The sequence below is a fragment of the Streptomyces sp. NPDC007905 genome (assembly GCF_042959345.1).
Lineage (GTDB): Bacteria > Actinomycetota > Actinomycetes > Streptomycetales > Streptomycetaceae > Streptomyces.
In genome coordinates, this window is sequence record NZ_JBIBKS010000001.1 from 478,592 (window position 1) to 493,999 (window position 15,408).

At 73.0% G+C, this 15,408-nt stretch carries 11 protein-coding genes and 1 pseudogene; 10 read left to right on the forward strand and 2 right to left on the reverse strand.

Annotated features, from left to right (window positions below; translation table 11 throughout):
* Positions 1 to 23: 23 nt before the first annotated feature.
* From ACFZDC_RS02425 to ACFZDC_RS02435, 3 genes are all read left to right on the forward strand, one after another.
* A complete protein-coding gene (locus ACFZDC_RS02425; RefSeq protein ID WP_391319485.1) occupies positions 24 to 881 on the forward strand; it encodes an AAA family ATPase in 858 nt (285 codons plus the stop codon).
* Positions 878 to 2,227: a VWA domain-containing protein gene (locus tag ACFZDC_RS02430; protein ID WP_391319486.1), complete on the forward strand. Its 1,350-nt coding sequence runs from the start codon at positions 878 to 880 to the stop codon at positions 2,225 to 2,227. Before ACFZDC_RS02425 ends, ACFZDC_RS02430 begins: the two co-directional genes overlap by 4 nt.
* Positions 2,228 to 2,309: 82 nt before the next feature.
* Positions 2,310 to 3,284: a pyridoxal-phosphate dependent enzyme gene (locus tag ACFZDC_RS02435; RefSeq protein ID WP_391319487.1), complete on the forward strand. Its 975-nt coding sequence runs from the start codon at positions 2,310 to 2,312 to the stop codon at positions 3,282 to 3,284.
* 158 nt (positions 3,285 to 3,442) lie between these two features.
* On the opposite strand, the gene ACFZDC_RS02440 is transcribed toward ACFZDC_RS02435, so the two are convergent.
* The gene (locus ACFZDC_RS02440; protein ID WP_391319488.1) at positions 3,443 to 3,802 is read right to left on the reverse strand and encodes a cupin domain-containing protein; all 360 of its coding nucleotides are present in this window, start codon (positions 3,800 to 3,802) and stop codon (positions 3,443 to 3,445) included.
* A gap of 385 nt (positions 3,803 to 4,187) precedes the next feature.
* On the opposite strand from ACFZDC_RS02440, the gene ACFZDC_RS02445 reads away from it, so the two are divergent.
* Complete coding sequence (locus ACFZDC_RS02445; RefSeq protein ID WP_391319489.1) at positions 4,188 to 6,053, forward strand: glycoside hydrolase family 47 protein; 1,866 nt, start codon at positions 4,188 to 4,190, stop codon at positions 6,051 to 6,053.
* A gap of 932 nt (positions 6,054 to 6,985) precedes the next feature.
* Here the strand turns inward: ACFZDC_RS02445 and ACFZDC_RS02450 are convergent.
* Positions 6,986 to 7,891 carry a LysR substrate-binding domain-containing protein gene (locus tag ACFZDC_RS02450; protein ID WP_391319490.1) on the reverse strand — a complete coding sequence of 302 codons (906 nt, stop codon included), beginning with the start codon at positions 7,889 to 7,891 and terminating at the stop codon, positions 6,986 to 6,988.
* A gap of 139 nt (positions 7,892 to 8,030) precedes the next feature.
* On the opposite strand from ACFZDC_RS02450, the gene ACFZDC_RS02455 reads away from it, so the two are divergent.
* From ACFZDC_RS02455 to ACFZDC_RS02480, 6 genes and pseudogenes are all read left to right on the forward strand, one after another.
* The gene (locus ACFZDC_RS02455; protein ID WP_391319491.1) at positions 8,031 to 8,726 is read left to right on the forward strand and encodes a DJ-1/PfpI family protein; all 696 of its coding nucleotides are present in this window, start codon (positions 8,031 to 8,033) and stop codon (positions 8,724 to 8,726) included.
* Between the two features lie 225 nt (positions 8,727 to 8,951).
* Positions 8,952 to 9,917, forward strand: coding sequence for a pirin family protein (locus tag ACFZDC_RS02460; protein ID WP_391319492.1), 966 nt, complete (start codon positions 8,952 to 8,954; stop codon positions 9,915 to 9,917).
* 13 nt (positions 9,918 to 9,930) lie between these two features.
* Positions 9,931 to 10,546: pseudogene (locus ACFZDC_RS02465) on the forward strand (glycosyl hydrolase family 65 protein); the annotation flags it as partial.
* Positions 10,547 to 11,262: 716 nt separating this feature from the next.
* A complete protein-coding gene (locus ACFZDC_RS02470; RefSeq protein ID WP_391319493.1) occupies positions 11,263 to 12,093 on the forward strand; it encodes a hypothetical protein in 831 nt (276 codons plus the stop codon).
* Positions 12,090 to 13,571 carry an NADH-ubiquinone oxidoreductase-F iron-sulfur binding region domain-containing protein gene (locus tag ACFZDC_RS02475; protein ID WP_391319494.1) on the forward strand — a complete coding sequence of 494 codons (1,482 nt, stop codon included), beginning with the start codon at positions 12,090 to 12,092 and terminating at the stop codon, positions 13,569 to 13,571. The genes ACFZDC_RS02470 and ACFZDC_RS02475 overlap by 4 nt, the downstream gene beginning before the upstream one ends.
* Positions 13,572 to 13,910: 339 nt before the next feature.
* Positions 13,911 to 15,119, forward strand: a complete 1,209-nt coding sequence (locus ACFZDC_RS02480; protein ID WP_391319718.1) for an FAD-dependent oxidoreductase — start codon at positions 13,911 to 13,913, stop codon at positions 15,117 to 15,119.
* The last annotated feature ends 289 nt before the right edge of the window (positions 15,120 to 15,408 follow it).

A 15,408-nucleotide genomic window follows, 5' to 3' on the forward strand; every position in this document is an offset into this window, starting at 1 on the left:
TCCCGACCCAGCCGGAGGCCCCGTTGTTCTCATCCGTCGACGACGTCTGCGCCCGCCTCGCCGAGGCCGGGTACCTCGCCTCGCCCGCGGTCGCCACGACCGTCTTCCTCGCCGCCCGGCTGGGCAAGCCGCTGCTGGTCGAGGGCCCCGCCGGGGTGGGCAAGACCGAGCTGGCCAAGGCCGTCGCCCAGGTCGCACAGGCACGGCTGGTACGACTGCAGTGCTACGAGGGCGTCGACGAGTCCCGGGCGCTGTACGAGTGGAACCACGCCAAGCAGCTGCTGCGCATCAGCGCGGGCCGCGACGAGAGCTGGGACGAGACCCGCACCGACATCTTCAGCGAGGAGTTCCTGCTCCCCCGCCCGCTGCTCACCGCGATCCGCGGCGACGAGCCGACGGTGCTCCTGATCGACGAGACCGACAAGGCCGACGTGGAGATGGAGGGGCTGCTGCTGGAGGTGCTCAGCGACTTCCAGGTCACGGTCCCCGAGCTGGGCACGATCACCGCCACCCGCCGCCCCTTCGTCGTGCTCACCTCCAACGCCGGACGCGAGCTGTCCGAGGCGCTGCGCCGCCGCTGCCTGTTCCTGCACATCGGCTTCCCCGAGGAGGAGCTGGAACGGCGGATCGTACGGCTGAAGGTGCCGGGGCTCGGCGAGGCACTGGCCGAGTCGGTGGTGCGGGTGGTCGGGGCGCTGCGCGCGATGGACCTGCGGAAGGCGCCCTCGATCGCGGAGAGCGTCGACTGGGCGCGCACCCTGCTGGCCCTGGGCGCCGGCACGCTGGACGAGACGGTCGTACGGGACACCCTGGGCGTGATCCTCAAGCACCAGGAGGACGTGCAGAAGGCCGCGGCCAAGCTCGACCTGGCCGCGCTGTGAGCGGTGTCCACGGGCGGCTCACCGGTCTGGTCGGCGCGCTGCGCGCGCACGGCGTGCGGATCGGCACCGGGGAGACCGTCGACGCGGCCCTCGCGGTGCGGGAGCTGGGGCTCGCCGACCGGGAGCTGCTGAGGGAGGGACTGGCCGCGACGCTGCTGCACGGCGCCGGCCAGCGGACGGTGTTCGACCCGGTCTTCGACCTGTACTTCCCGCGCGGCGTCGGCGCTCCGGACGGCGGGGGCGCGGACCGGGAGGAGCTGCGCGACCGGCTCGCCGACGCGCTGGCCGCCGACGACCGGGCACTGCTGGCCGGGTTGGCGGCGGAGGCCGTCGACGGCTTCGGCGGGTACGGGAGTTCACCGGGGTCGGACGGCTGGTCGGCATACCAGACCCTGGACCGGCTCCGCCCGCAGACCCTGCTGGCCCGGGTGCGGGCCGACGTCCGGGGCCGGGACGGGGGTGCGGGGTTCACGGACCGGCTGCTGGACGACGAGATCCGGCGCCGTATCGAGGTGTTCCGGCGGCTGGTCGCGGCGGAGGCGCGGCGCCGGGTCGCCGAGCGGCGCGGGCGGGACGAGATCGCCCGGCGGGCCGTCGCCCCCACCGCCGACCGGGTGGACTTCCTGTACGCCGGCCGGGACCAGCTCGCCGAGCTGCGCAGGGCCGTGTCGCCGCTCGCGCGCAAGCTGGCGACCCGGCTGGCCGCGCGCCGCCGCCGTGCCGCGCGAGGCACGATCGACCTGCGCCGCACGCTGCGCTCCTCGCTGTCGACGGGCGGGGTGCCGATGCGGCCGGTGCTGCGCAGACGCCGTCCCGCCCGGCCCGAACTGGTGCTGCTGTGCGATGTGTCGGGCTCGGTGTCCGGGTTCTCGGACTTCACGATGCTCCTGGTGCAGGCGCTGCACGACCAGTTCAGCAAGGTCCGGGTGTTCGCCTTCGTCAACCGCCTGGACGAGGTGACCGGGCTGCTCGGTCACGGCCGCGCCGACCCGGACGGGCTCGGCGCCCGGATCCGCGCCGAGGCCATACTCACCGGCTGGCACGGCAGCAGCGACTACGGTGTCTCCCTGGGCGAGTTCACCGAGCGGTACGGCGCCGCGGTCGGCCCTCGGACGACGGTGTTCGTGCTCGGGGACGCCCGGACCAACATGAGCGACCCCAATCTGCCCGCCGTCCGCGAGCTCGCCCGGCGCGCCCGGCGCGTGTACTGGCTGAACCCCGAGCCGCGCGCCCAGTGGGGCACCGGCGACTCGGCGGCGCCCGCCTACGCCGAGCTGGTGGAGATGCACGAGTGCCGCACGGCCCGGCAGCTCGGCGCCCTGGTCGGCCGGCTGCTGCCGGTGTGACGCGGGGCGGCCGGGCGTGGTCGACTGGGCGCCGACCGGCCGCCCTGGGCCCGTCATCCACCCGCACCCGAGGACGTACGACATGAGCCACCCGCCCGTGCAGCTCGCCACCTTCCCCACTCCTGTCGAACCCGCGCCCCGGCTCGCCGCCGCGGTCGGTCTCGGCCCGGAGGACCTGTGGGTCAAGCGGGACGACCTGACCGGTGTGGGCGGCGGCGGGAACAAGATCCGCAAGCTGGAGTGGACCGTGGGCGCGGCGCTGGCCGAGGGCGCGGACACCCTCGTGACCACGGGTGCCCCACAGAGCAACCACGCCCGGCTGACGGCCGCCGCGGCCGCCCGGCTGGGCCTGGCCGCCGTCCTCGTGCTGCGCGGCTCACCGGGTGCGTCGCGTTCCGGGAACCTCGCCTTGGACGGCCTGTTGGGGGCGCGGCTTCTGTGGGCGGGCGAGGTGGACCGGGCCGGACTGGACGCGGCGGCGGCCGAGGTGTGCGCGCGGCTGCGAAAGTCGGGCGCCCGGCCGGCCCTGATCCCGTTCGGCGGGTCCAGCGCTCTGGGCGCGCGCGGCTATGTGCGATGCGCGGACGAGTTGCGCGAGCAGGTGCCGGACCTGCGGACGGCGGTGGTCGCGCTCGGCTCGGGCGGCACCATGGCCGGGCTGGTCGCCGGCCTCGGCTCGGAGTCGGTGCTCGGCGTCGACGTGGGCGCGCTGGCCGATCCGGCCGCCGCGGTGGAGGAGTTCGCGGCGCCGCACACCACCGAGAAGGTCACCGCGGACCGGCTGCGGGTGCGCCGGGACCAGGTGTGCAGCGGATACGCGAAGCTGACCGGTCCGGCGGCGGAGGCCCTCCGGCTGGCCGCCCGCACCGAGGGGATCGTCCTCGACCCCGTCTACACCGGCCGGGCCCTGGCCGGTCTGATCGCCGCGGTCCGCGACGGTGACGTACGGCGGGGCGAGAAGACCGTGTTCGTGCACACCGGCGGGCTGCCCGGCCTGTTCGGCCACGCGGAGGCCGTCGCGTACGCCGAGGAGGGTTCCGTCGTCCACGACGGCTGACGGCATCGGCCGTCCCGAAGGGCCTTCTGGAAGGCCTCGGTGAAGGTGCGGCCGATGGCCATGGCCTCGCCGACCGACTTCGTTCGGCGCGCCCGGACGCGCCACCGGGCCGCACGGTGTGCGGCCCGGTGGCGCGCAGGGACGGACGGCTCGCCGCGTCACGACCCCTTGGCGTACTGGTTCGCCATGGTGCCGGCGAAGTCGTACACCACGACCTGTTCGTCTCCTACCACCCAGGCGTCGTGGCCGGGCGGGCACACGAAGACGTCACCGGGGCCGACTTCGCCCTCGCCGCCGTCGTCCATGCGCAGGTGCATCCGCCCCTGCACCACAAAGCCGTTGTGGTGGACCATGCAGCTCGCGGTGCCCGCGATCGGTGCCACGGACTCCGACCATCGCCAACCCGGTTCGAACGTGCCCACCGCGAAGTCGAGCCCGGTCAGGTGAAGGGCTTCGAGGTGGCCACTGGGGAAGTCGCGCCGTTCATCCGGTTTGTCGACCGTCTTCACTTCCAGCATGACGGTGTCCTCCCTTCCGGCCGCTCACCGCGGCCGGGGTCGGCCTCCGCCCCCCGGTGGCCTCGGACAGCACCGGCGCTGCGGCGGTGGCCGTACCCCACGCGTCCATCGTCGGCCCGGCCTCTCGGGGCCGCCATTCGAGGGAACCGATGCCGCCGAGGGCGTGCCGTGAGCGCCGACGGCCTCGCCGGATGGTATTGACATGCCCATGCTCCCCTTGCAGACTCAGCCACCCGCGCGACCCGCACCGCCGGCGGACCCGCGTCCGCACGCCAACGAACGCCACCGTGACGCCCGTTCACCCCCACGCCCCGAACACACCGCCCCGCACGCCCCACATCGTGCGGAGACAACGTTGTCGACGTGCCCTGAACGGAGGCCCCTCATGGCGACACCCCCCACTCCCGGCTCCCCGGCAGGTCCGGTGAGCACCCTGCTCACGAGACGCGCCCTGCTGCGCACGGCGGCGGGAGCGGCCGCCGCGGTCTGTGCGCTCGGCGGCGCGCCGGCGTCCGCCGCGCCCGGCCCGGCCGATCCCGCGCTCGCCGAGGACGTACGCGCGGAGTTCCTCACCGCGTGGACCGCCTACCGGCGGCTGGCCTGGGGCCGCGACGAACTGCGGCCGGTGAGCGGCACCGGCTCGGAGTTCTTCATCGGTAAAGTGCCGCTGGGACTGACGATCGTGGAGTCGCTGGACACCCTGTTCCTGATGGAGCTGGACGGCGAACTGGATGCCGCCGTCGCCTGGATCAGCCGGAACCTGGACTTCGACCGCGACGCGAGCGTCCACGTCTTCGAGACGATCATCCGGCTGGTCGGCGGGCTCCTCTCCGGCTACCACTGCACCGGCGACACCGTCCTGCTGACGAAGGCCCGCGATCTCGCCGACCGGCTGCTGCCCGCCTTCACCTCGTCGCCGACCGGGGCGCCGTACCGGTACGTCAACCTGCGCACGGGCGCGGTCAGCGGCAGCCGGGTACCGCTCGCGGAGATCGGCAGCAACATCACCGAGTTGGGGTGGCTGTCCCGGCTGACCGGTGACCAGAAATACTTCGACGCGGCGAAGAGGGCGCTGAAGGCCCCGTACGACCGACGCTCGGCGCTGAACCTCGTCGGCACGACGCTGAACGTGGAGACCGGCGCCTGGACCGACACGACCGCACGGGTGGACCCGCCCGTGGACTCGTACTTCGAGTACCTGTGGGACGCCTACCAGTTCTTCGGCGACACCGAGATCCGCGGCTGGTACCGCACGCTGACCTCGGCCGTCCTGCAGCGCCTCGGGGAGACCTACGACGGGCGGCTGTGGTTCCGGTCCGTCGACATGAACAGCGGGGTGCTGACCGGTCACGGCCAGTCCGAACTGACCTCGTTCTACGCCGGGTTGCTCGGACAGGGCGGCAACCTGGCCGAGGGCGAGTCGTACCACTCCTCGTGGGCGGCCGCGCTGGGACGGTTCCGGCTGCCGCCGGAGTCGATCGACTGCACGACGCTCGTGGCCACCAGCAACCAGTACCAACTGCGCCCCGAATACGTGGACTCGGCACTGTTCCTGTGGCTGCTGACCGGCAAGGAGGTCTACCGGGACCGCGCCAGGTGGCTGTGGAACGCGCAGCAGAGCCACTGCAAGGTCGCGAACGGCTACACGGTCGTCGCGGACATGACGACGACGCCCACGACCAAGGGCGACCTGACGCCCGGCTACTGGTTCTCGGAGAACATGAAGTACTTCTACCTGCTGTGGTCGGGTGCGCCGCGCTTCGACTACACCAGCAACTACCTCACCACCGAGGGCAACGTGTTGCGCGGCGCCAACCGGGTCGCGGCGCCCTCGCCGAGCGGCACCTTCCAGCTGCTCAACCGGGCGACCGGGCGGGCCGTGGACGTGAGCGACGCCTCGACCGCCGACGGCGGCGCGGTGATCGGCTGGACCCCGAACTCCGGCGCCAACCAGCACTGGATCACCACCACTTCGGGCGGCCACACCAAGCTGACCAGCCTCAACAGCGGCAAGGTACTGCAGGTGCCGCGCTCCTCCACCGCCGACGGCACCGCCCTGAACCAGTGGGCGCACAACGGCACCCCCACCCAGCAGTGGACCCTCCAGCCGGCCGGCGACGGCTACCAGCGGCTCGTCAACCGCAACAGCGGCAAGGCCCTGGACCTCGACGGCACCGACAACGGCGCGGCGGTGGTGCAGCGGACGGTGAGCGGCGCGACCTCGCAGCAGTGGCGGCTGGTGGCGGTGTGATCGTGACCCGCTCCGCAGGCACACGCCGTGCGCATCGCCCGCGCTCACCTCCGTCCACCGGCCGGCCGGCACGCCCGTGGCTACTCCGGCACGGTGACAGTCACGAGCGCGGTGTCGATCGCGACGGACGACACCATCGATCCGCCGCTACGGCCGCTTCCCGAGCGTGCCGCCGTACTGCTGGGGGGTCGACGCCCCACCGCGCCTGGTGACGCACCTCGGAGCGGTGCACGACGTGGCGGCGCAGCCGGTCGAGCGGGTTCGACGCCTTGTCCCGCGCTGGAGTGGGACGCGGAGGCGGCGCTCTTCGGCGCCGCCACGCACGACATCGGCGAGGCCCTGCACACGGCCGAGCTGTCCGGCCCGGGCGCCCGGCACGAGGAGGCGGGCCGGGACCTGCTGCTGACGTGCGGGGTGGAGCCCGGACTCGCCCGCTTCGCCGGCACGCACGCCTCCTGGACCGCCCCCGGCATCGGTGTGGAGGACCAGCTGGTGAGCCTCGCCGACAAGGTCTGGAAGAACAAGCGCGTCCCGGAGCCGGAGGACCTGGCCGACGCCCGGCCGGCCGGTGCCGACGGGCGGCCGGTGCCGACGGGCGGCCGGTGCCGACGGGCGGCCGGTGCCGACGGGCAGCCGGTGCCGGCGGGCGGCCTGGCAGTGGTTCATGGAACTGGACGAGGTCCTCACGCAGATCGGGGACGGGGGCCACCGCAGGCCGGCGTACCGGGTGTCCCATCCCCCTCGCCCGAAGATGACCAGGTACGCGATCCCTCTGCGACGAGGGCGCCGAGCCACGCCCACTCGATCCCTGACGGGCCCGCGAGTTCCTCGCCCATCCCGACCGCGGCGGGAGTTCATCGGGTGCCGAGCCGCAGGGCGACCGCGATGCCGGGCGCCCGAGTGGACCGGCCCCCGGGTCATGAGCCCGAGGCTTACCAGGTACGCGCTGTCCCCAGCAGGAGTTCGCGGACGCGGGCCACGTCGGGGTTGTCCGAGGCGCCGGGGCGCTGGACGAGGAAACCGGTGTTGATCGGCGGGTCCTCCGGCTCCAGGAGCTCCACGAGCGCACCGGACTCCAGCGGATCCTCGCACAGGTAGCGGGGCAGCACGCCGAACCCCGCGCCCGCGACCACCACCGCCAGCACCCCGCGCAGGTCGGGCACGGTGACGGCGGCGGTGCAGGACAGACGCCGGCCGAAGACGTGCCGCCAGTAGCGGCGGGCGATGGGCAGGTCCTCGGCGTAGGTGATCAGGGGTACGGAGTGCAGGGCGGCAGGTCCCTCGACGGGCAGCCCGCCGCGCAGCCGCTCGGCCCAGACGGGGGCGGCGACCAGGACGAACTCCTCGTCGGCGAGCGGCACCGCCTGGAGCGTGCGGCCGCGCGGGCGGGCGGTGGCGATCACCAGGTCGTGGCGCCCCGCGCGCAGTTCGTCCAGCAGCGGATCGGTCAGGCCGGTGGCCACCCTCAGCCGTACGCCCTCGGCGACGAGCGGAGCCAGCGCGGGCAGGACCTTCGTGCACAGGAACTCGGCGGGGCCGGCGAGGTGTACGGGCTCCGGGCGCGCGCCCTGCAGCGGGTCGGGCCCGGCGACGGCGGCCAGCTCGTCCAGGGGCGCGGCGATCCGGGCGGCCAGCTCGTCGGCCACCGGCGTCGGCGTGACCCCCCGCGGCAGCCGTTCGAACAGCTCCCGGCCGCTCAGCCGTTCCAGCGTGCGCATCTGCGTCGTCACCGTCGGCTGCGACAGGCCCAGCAGGCGGGCGGCGCCGGTGAAGGAGCCGGAGCGGTAGACCGAGAGGAAGGTACGCAGGAGGTTCAGGTCGAGGGAAGGGGTGTCCACGGGGCCGAGTATTCACCGGACAGCCGCCGCCGGCTCCCATAGGAGTTCCAATGTCTGCCATACGAGTCTTCATTGGCTGCCTATGGGCCGGGTCGCCTACGTTCTTCCCACAAGCGCAAGTTCCGGGAGAAGAAGACCCATGTCGAAGATCCTTTTCGTGCTGACCGGTGCCGACCACTGGACGCTCGCCGACGGCACCCCGCACCCCAGCGGCTTCTGGGCCGAGGAGGCCGTGGTCCCGTACCGCGCCTTCAAGGCCGCCGGTCATGAGGTCGTCGTGGCCACGCCGGGTGGTGTGCTGCCCCCGGTCGACCGGGGGAGCCTCGCGGCCGAGGTCAACGGCGGTCAGGAGAGGGCCGACGAGATCGCGCGCGCCCTGGAGGAGATGACCGAGCTGCGGGAGCCGGTGAAGCTGGCGGAGGTCGCCCTCGACGACTTCGCCGCGGTGTTCTACCCCGGCGGGCACGGGCCCATGGAGGACCTGGCCGTGGACGCCGACTCGGGACGGTTGCTGGTCGCGGCCCTCGACTCGGGCAAGCCGCTGGCGGTGGTCTGCCACGGTCCGGCCGCGCTGCTCGCGGCGGTGCGGGCGGACGGCTCGAACGCCTTCGCCGGCCGTCGGGTGGCCGCCTTCACCAACGAGGAGGAGACCCAGGCCGGGCTCGCCGGGCGGGCCAGGTGGCTGCTCCAGGACCGGCTGACCGAGGCGGGCGTCGACGTCCGGGCGGCCGAGCCGTGGGCACCCCACGTGATCGTCGACCGCAACCTGGTCACCGGCCAGAACCCGGCCTCCTCGGCACCGGTGGCGGAGGAGCTGCTGAAGCTGCTGGGCTGACGCTGGGCTGACACGGCGGTGGGAGGCGGCCGTGCCGCGCATGCGGAGAATTGGCCGGCCGTCACCCGACCTCGCCCGGGGTCGGACGTCTGTCGGGGTGGAGGCCTCAGCCGGGCTCTGGACGCCCTCGGCCGACGTCTGGGCGACGCCGCGGCCCGCGAGCCCGCGCACCACGCCCGGCCGCGCGCTCGGCAACGGTGACGGCCTGCCGCTAGGTTGGGCGGCATGAGCAACCTTGACCGAGCGCCCGTGCCGAGTGTGTGCGGCGGTCGCGGATTCGTCGTCGCCGAGCCCGTCCGCGAGCTGCTGAGCCCCCGTCACGTGAGGCTCGGCGAGTCGACCGAGGTGCGCCGGCTGCTGCCGAACCTCGGCCGGCGCATGATCGGCGCCTGGGCGTTCGTCGACCACTACGGCCCCGACGACATTGCCGACGAGCCCGGCATGCAGGTCCCGCCGCATCCGCACATCGGGTTGCAGACGGTCAGCTGGCTGCACGAGGGCGAGGTGCTGCACCGCGACTCCACCGGCAGCCTCCGGACGATCCGGCCCAGGCAGCTGGGCCTGATGACCTCGGGCCGGGCGATCAGCCACTCCGAGGAGAGCCCGAGGCCGCACGCCCGCTTCCTGCACGGCGCGCAGCTGTGGGTCGCGCTGCCCGACGAGCACCGCCACACCGAGCCGAGGTTCGAGTACCACGCCGACCTGCCCACGGTCACCGCACCCGGCCTCACGGCGACCGTGATCCTCGGCGACCTCGACGGTTCGTCCTCATCCGGTACGACGTTCACCCCGATCGTCGGCGCGGACCTCGCGCTCGGCCGGGGCGCCGACGTCCGCCTGCCGCTCGAACCGGACTTCGAGTACGGCGTGCTGGCCATGTCCGGCGAGGTGCACGTGGACGGGGTACCGGTACTGCCGGGTTCGATGCTCTACCTCGGCTGCGGCCGCACCGAACTCCCGCTGCGCGCCGAGTCGGACGCCGGGATCATGCTGCTGGGCGGCGAGCCGTTCGCCGAGGAACTGATCATGTGGTGGAACTTCGTCGGACGCACCCAGGACGAAATCAAACAGGCCCGGGAGGACTGGATGAGCGGGTCGAGATTTGGGGAAGTGAAGGGGTACGACGGGGATCCGTTGCCTGCACCAGAGCTGCCGCCGGTGCCGCTGAAGGCACGGGGTCGGGTGCGCTGAGCTGGGACTATTCCTGGACCGCGTGCTCGAGGCCGAGGGCGACACGGTCAACCGCTACAAGGCGTCCAAGCAGGCCGATGTCCTCATGCTCGGCTACCTGTTCTCGCCCACGGAACTGCACGCTCTGTTCCGGCAATTCGGGTACCACCTGGACGACGAGATCTGGCGCAGCACCGTCGACTACTACCTCCAGCGCGCCAGCCACGGCTCGACCCTCAGCGAACTCGTCCACGGCCTGGTCCTCGCAAGAGCCAGACGTGCCGACGCATGGCAGTACGTCCACGAAGCCCTGGAGGCAGACATCGCCGACATCCAGGGCGGCACCACGGGCGAAGGCATCCACCTCGGCGCCATGGCCGGAACCCTCGACCTGATCCAGCGCGGCCTGACCGGTGGAGACACGCGAGGACGCTCTCTGGCTGGACCCTGTGCCTGTCCCAGCGCTGTCCGAGTACGGATTCTCGCTCCACTATCGCGGTCACTGGGGTGTCGGCGTGCGCCGCCGAAGCGGGCAACTGGAGATCGCCGTACCCGGCTCGGAAGAGTCGGCGATCCGCGTAGTGCTGGCCGACCGAGCTGTGACCATCGCCCCGGGGGAGACGTGCACACTCCTCCTGCCGCAGGACTGACGCTGCGGCGGCCGCCGACTCGGCCCCCCCTTCACTCCAGGGGTCGCTCTCCGATGGCTACGGTCTGGGGCTGCCACGTTGTGCCGAGTGCCGTGGCGGGGAGCCCGACGCACCGGTCTGGAGGGTGATGGCGAGCCAGCACGCCCAACCGATGCGTTGCAGGGCCTCATAGCTGACGGCGCGGTGCAGGAGCGTCGCTGCGATCGCCGGGCCGGGCCGGAGACCGTACAGCACGAGCAGTGCGGAACAGGCTCGTCTCCATGAACGCCTCCTCACGCATCCACAAGGGGGCCGGCCCCGGCCGTCGATTGCGTGGCAGGTGGGACCGCACTCTCTCGGTGACGTCCAGTCGCCTGCCGGTGTCTCGAGGCCCGACATTCCGATCTCCCAGGTAATCGCCTGGCCCGGGATCCTGACACCATGGCTGCACCCGTGAGCCTGGTCACGCCGCTCTCAGCATCTCCTAGGCACGGTCGTGGAGCACAGGCGCGCAGCTGCGCTCGGGAAACCGGCTTCGTTGCCCTGCTCGCTACGGTCGTGGGCCGTAGTAGAGCGGTTGGCACGGAGCTGGGGTCCGGGCTAACGATGTGCTCTGCCCTGCCGTGCCGGCGGTGCCACACCCCCGGCGGTGCCCTCCCCGACGTGGGCAGGCGAAAGCCCGATCCGGTCCTCCACGGCCTGGCCGCGCGACCCGAGCGCAAGGAAGAAGGTGCCCCATGTCCAGCGTCGCCCTGCTCGCCCAACCCGGGCACGGCGCCGTGTCGGCCGCAGCGGTCGGCCGGTTGATGGCCTTCCTGGACTACTTCGCCGGCGTCTTCACCCTGCTCTCGCTGACCGCCGTGGTGACATGCGGGCTCGCGGCCACCGACCGGTTGGTGCTGACGCCCCGGCTGCGGGTGGCCGTGCAGTCCGTGCACCGGGCGAGCGCCGTCGCGGCGCTCGGTTTCCTGGGCACCCACATCGCGGTCAAGGTCGTCGAGCGGCACGCCGCTCCACAGACCGTGGTGGTCCCTTTCACCGGCGGCACCGCCCTCGCGGTGAGCCTGGGCACCATCGCCGCCGACCTACTCGTTCTGATCACGGCCACCGGCGTGCTCCGCGGCCGGTTCGCCGGCCGCCGCCCCTGGCTGTGGCGGGTGTTGCACTCCACGGCGTACGTCTGCTGGCCGGTCTCCCTGGCGCACGGGCTGACGGCGGGGCGCAAGGCACACGCGTGGGTGCTCTGGGGCTACGGCTTGTGCGCGGGCCTGGTGGCGCTCGCACTGATGGTTCGTTCCCTTTCCTACCTGGGCCGCCGCCGGACCTTTCGCAGGCGTCAGCGCGGCGTCAAGGCATATCGGCCCGCCGCCGTCCGCCCGGCCGCGCTGGCCGCCCTGTCCACGCGATCCCCCCGGCCCACGACCGGCGCCCGCCCGATCGCCCGGCCCGCGGCACCGACGACGGCTCGCCGGTCCGCACCGATCGCCGGCGTGCCCAAACAGCCCAAACACGCCATGCGACCAGGGCTCCAGCCGCTCCGCGTCGCCCAGCCCGGGAGCAGCGAATGAAGAATGCCCCGCTGAAGCTGCCCGAGGTGCGCTGGTGGGAACCGGGCCGGCTGACCACCGGCCTGGACCGCCACCAGCGCCTAGACCTCGCCACCCACACTCGTGTCCACCGGCCCCTGCGCCCATTGGACCGGGAAGGTCTGCTCGACCTCGCCGAGGCCGTCGCCCTGTCCGGCCGTGGCGGTGCCGGCTTCCCGTTCGCCCGCAAGGCCCGGGCCGCGCTCGCCACCGCCGACCGCACGGGCGCGTCACCGGTCATCGTGGTGAACGGCGCCGAGGGCGAACCGGCCAGCGCCAAGGACAAGATGCTGCTCGCCCGCGTGCCCCATCTGGTGCTGGACGGCGCCCGCCTGGCCGCGGACGCGTTCGGCGCCGAGGAGATCGTGATCGGTGTCGCCGCGGGCAGCCCGGGAGAGATATCGGTCCCGGCCGCCCTCGCCGAGCGCGAACTTCCCTGCCCGGCCCGGACCGTATCCCTGCCCGAACGCTTCGTCTCCGGCGAATCCGGGGCCCTGATCCGCGGCGTCAACGGTCTGCCGGTTGTACCGGCACCTCTGAAGGCCCGCGCGGCCGGCGGCGCGGCGGGCGGGGTGCGCCGACGTCCGACGCTGCTCTCCAACGCCGAGACCTGGGCCCAACTCGCCGTCGCGGCCCGGCTCGGCGCCGACGCCCACGCATCCGTCGGCACCGCAGACGAACCAGGCACGATACTGCTCACCGTCAACCGGCCAGGCGCCGATCCGCTGGTGGTCGAGGTTCCGATCGGCACTCGGCTCGGCCCGGTACTGAACGCCTGTGGGCTTCAACCGGACGCGGGCGTGCTGGTGGGCGGCTACCACGGCGCCTGGCTACGGCCGTCGGACGCCATCGACGCACCGCTCTCCCGCGCCGGGCTCGCCGCCCTCGGCGGGACCCTTGGCGCGGGCGCGATCGTCGCTCTCCCCGACGACACCTGCCCGCTCGGCGAAACCGCCCAGGTCGCAGCCTGGCTGGCGGTCGAGTCCACCGGCCAGTGCGGACCGTGCAAACGTGGCCTGCCCGAGGCCGCCGAGGCCTTGGCCATGCTGGCCGCCGGTGCCGCCGAGCCCACGGTACTGGAGGACGCCCGGCGTGCCCTCGGTGCGGCCCAGGCCGGTGGCGCCTGCTCGCACCCGGACGGCACGGCCCGCTTCCTGCTCAGCGCGCTGGACGTCTTCGCCGAGGACGTCGACGCCCACCTGTCCGGCCCCGGCTGCGGCCGCCCCGTGCGTGGAGTACTGCCGCTCCCGCCCGCCAAGGGCGCCCGGCTGGAGGTGGACTGGTCCCGCTGCACCGGCCACGGCCTGTGCGCCGTGCTGGCCCCCGACCTCATTCGCCTCGGACCGCACGGCTACCCCACCTCCGCCACGATCCCGGTCGCCCCGTGGCAGGAGCACGGCGCCCGCCGCGCCGTCAACCAGTGCCCGGCCCTGGCCATACGTCTCCAGCATCGCGTGTGACCCCTCCCGTGAAGGCAACCTGCGCCTACCTGCCGCGCGGGGCAGGCGAGGCCGAACTCGCGCTGATGCTGTGCATGGTGAAAAAGCGCGGTTCTGCCAACTGCCCGCCTCTTGGTCAATGTGGTCGATATCGTCGACCGATACCGGCCTATACGTCAGACTGACCGGCGGAGGGGGGACGGGCGCGGCGGCGGTGCGGCGGCGTGCCATCCCGAAGTACGCGCTGCCTTGGGGAAGGCGGTGTCGGGATCAGCAGGGGGATGCGTGACACAGTCGCTGCCGGGCCAACGTCCTGCCCGCGAGCAGGGGTTCACCGGCCGTGCGGGGCTTCCGGTCGTCGTGGTCGGGGCAGGTCCGTACGGTCTGTCGGTGGCCGCGCACCTTCGGGCGGCCGGGATACCGGTCCGCATCTTCGGTGAGGTGATGGGCAGTTGGCGGCATGCCATGGCCACCGGCATGTTCTTGAAATCGACCCCGGACGCGACCGACCTTTCCGCACCGGAGCCTGGTGGGCGCCTGGCGGACTTCCGCCGGATGCACGGCGAGCCGGAGCTGACCGAGCTGACGCCGATCCCGTGCGAGGTGTTCGTGCGGTACGGGATGTGGTTCCAGAAGCGGTACGTCGGCGAGGTGGATCCGGGCCGGGTCGTGACCGTCGAACGGGCCCCCGCAGGTCGAGGGTTCCTCGTCCGGCTGAATGACAGCCGGGAGCTGCTGGCCGCCGCCGTCGTGGTGGCGACCGGCCTGAACGGGCTCGCCGACATCCCTGGGGAATTGCGGCGTCTCGCCCCCGAAGGACCTGGTCCAGCTGCCCTGGTCTCGCACACCAGCCACCACAACGACTTGTCTCCCTACGCCGGTCAGCGCGTCGCCGTGGTCGGCGGTGGCCAGTCCGCCCTGGAGAGCGCCGCGTTGCTGCACGAGGCCGGCGCGGAGGTACAGGTACTGGTGCGGGAACCGCGCGTGCTGTGGGGGATGAAACCGGCTTTGGCCCGGCCCTGGACGCAGCGGGTGGCCAGGCCGGCTTCGCCCCTCGGCACGGGATGGGTCCTGGCCGCGGTCTGCAAAGCCCCGGGAGGAGTACGCAGGTTCCCCGACGCCGCGCGCATGCTGCTGTTCCGCCGCGCGCTGGGACCGTCGGGCGGATGGTGGCTGCGGGACCGGGTCGAGAACATCGTGCCGGTCCGTACGTCCACCCGCGTCACCCGCGCGGAAGCGAAGGGTCCCGGAGTACGCCTGGAACTCGCCGGGCAGGGCGGGGCGGAGGCGACGCTCACCGTGGATCACGTGCTCGCGGCCACCGGCTATCGCCTCGACCTGGACGCGGTTCCGTTCCTGTCGCCCACCGTGCGCGCCACCCTGACCTGCGTCCGCGGCTCGAAGGCGCCCCAGCTGTCCGCATCGCTCGAGTCGTCGGTACCGGGCCTGTATTTCACCGGTTCGCTCGCCGCCCCGATGTTCGGCCCGATGATGCGGTTCGTGGCAGGGACGGAGTTCGCCGCCAGGCGCATCGCCCGGCACGCCGCCCGGCTCTCCGTACCCCGCTGAGCCGACGGCCACGGGAGGGAGACACGCCGTACCCGTTGGGTCGGCGAGGGACGGGGCTCCTCGCGCAGCGTTCATGAGCCGGGCGTCACGACGCCTGTCGGCCGCGAGTTCACGGGCGCATTCTTCGCTGCGCACGCCGTGCATCGGGTCATACTGCGGCGGCTTCACACCCTCCAACGGGTTGTCGGAGAAAAGGCCAAGCCGATGCGCGTCGAGGAGGACAGCGCAGCTTGTCCAGGAACACGCCATGAGCGATCAGCTCGAGCACGGGCTCGTGCCCGTGCCCGTG

Coding starts and splice junctions, on each gene's coding strand:
- ACFZDC_RS02455 (WP_391319491.1), top strand. CDS start 8,031: ATGTCGAAGATCCTTTTCGTGCTGACCGGTGCCGACCACTGGACGCTC.
- ACFZDC_RS02470 (WP_391319493.1), top strand. CDS start 11,263: ATGTCCAGCGTCGCCCTGCTCGCCCAACCCGGGCACGGCGCCGTGTCG.
- ACFZDC_RS02475 (WP_391319494.1), top strand. CDS start 12,090: ATGAAGAATGCCCCGCTGAAGCTGCCCGAGGTGCGCTGGTGGGAACCG.
- ACFZDC_RS02460 (WP_391319492.1), top strand. CDS start 8,952: ATGAGCAACCTTGACCGAGCGCCCGTGCCGAGTGTGTGCGGCGGTCGC.
- ACFZDC_RS02440 (WP_391319488.1), bottom strand. CDS start 3,802: ATGCTGGAAGTGAAGACGGTCGACAAACCGGATGAACGGCGCGACTTC.
- ACFZDC_RS02435 (WP_391319487.1), top strand. CDS start 2,310: ATGAGCCACCCGCCCGTGCAGCTCGCCACCTTCCCCACTCCTGTCGAA.
- ACFZDC_RS02445 (WP_391319489.1), top strand. CDS start 4,188: ATGGCGACACCCCCCACTCCCGGCTCCCCGGCAGGTCCGGTGAGCACC.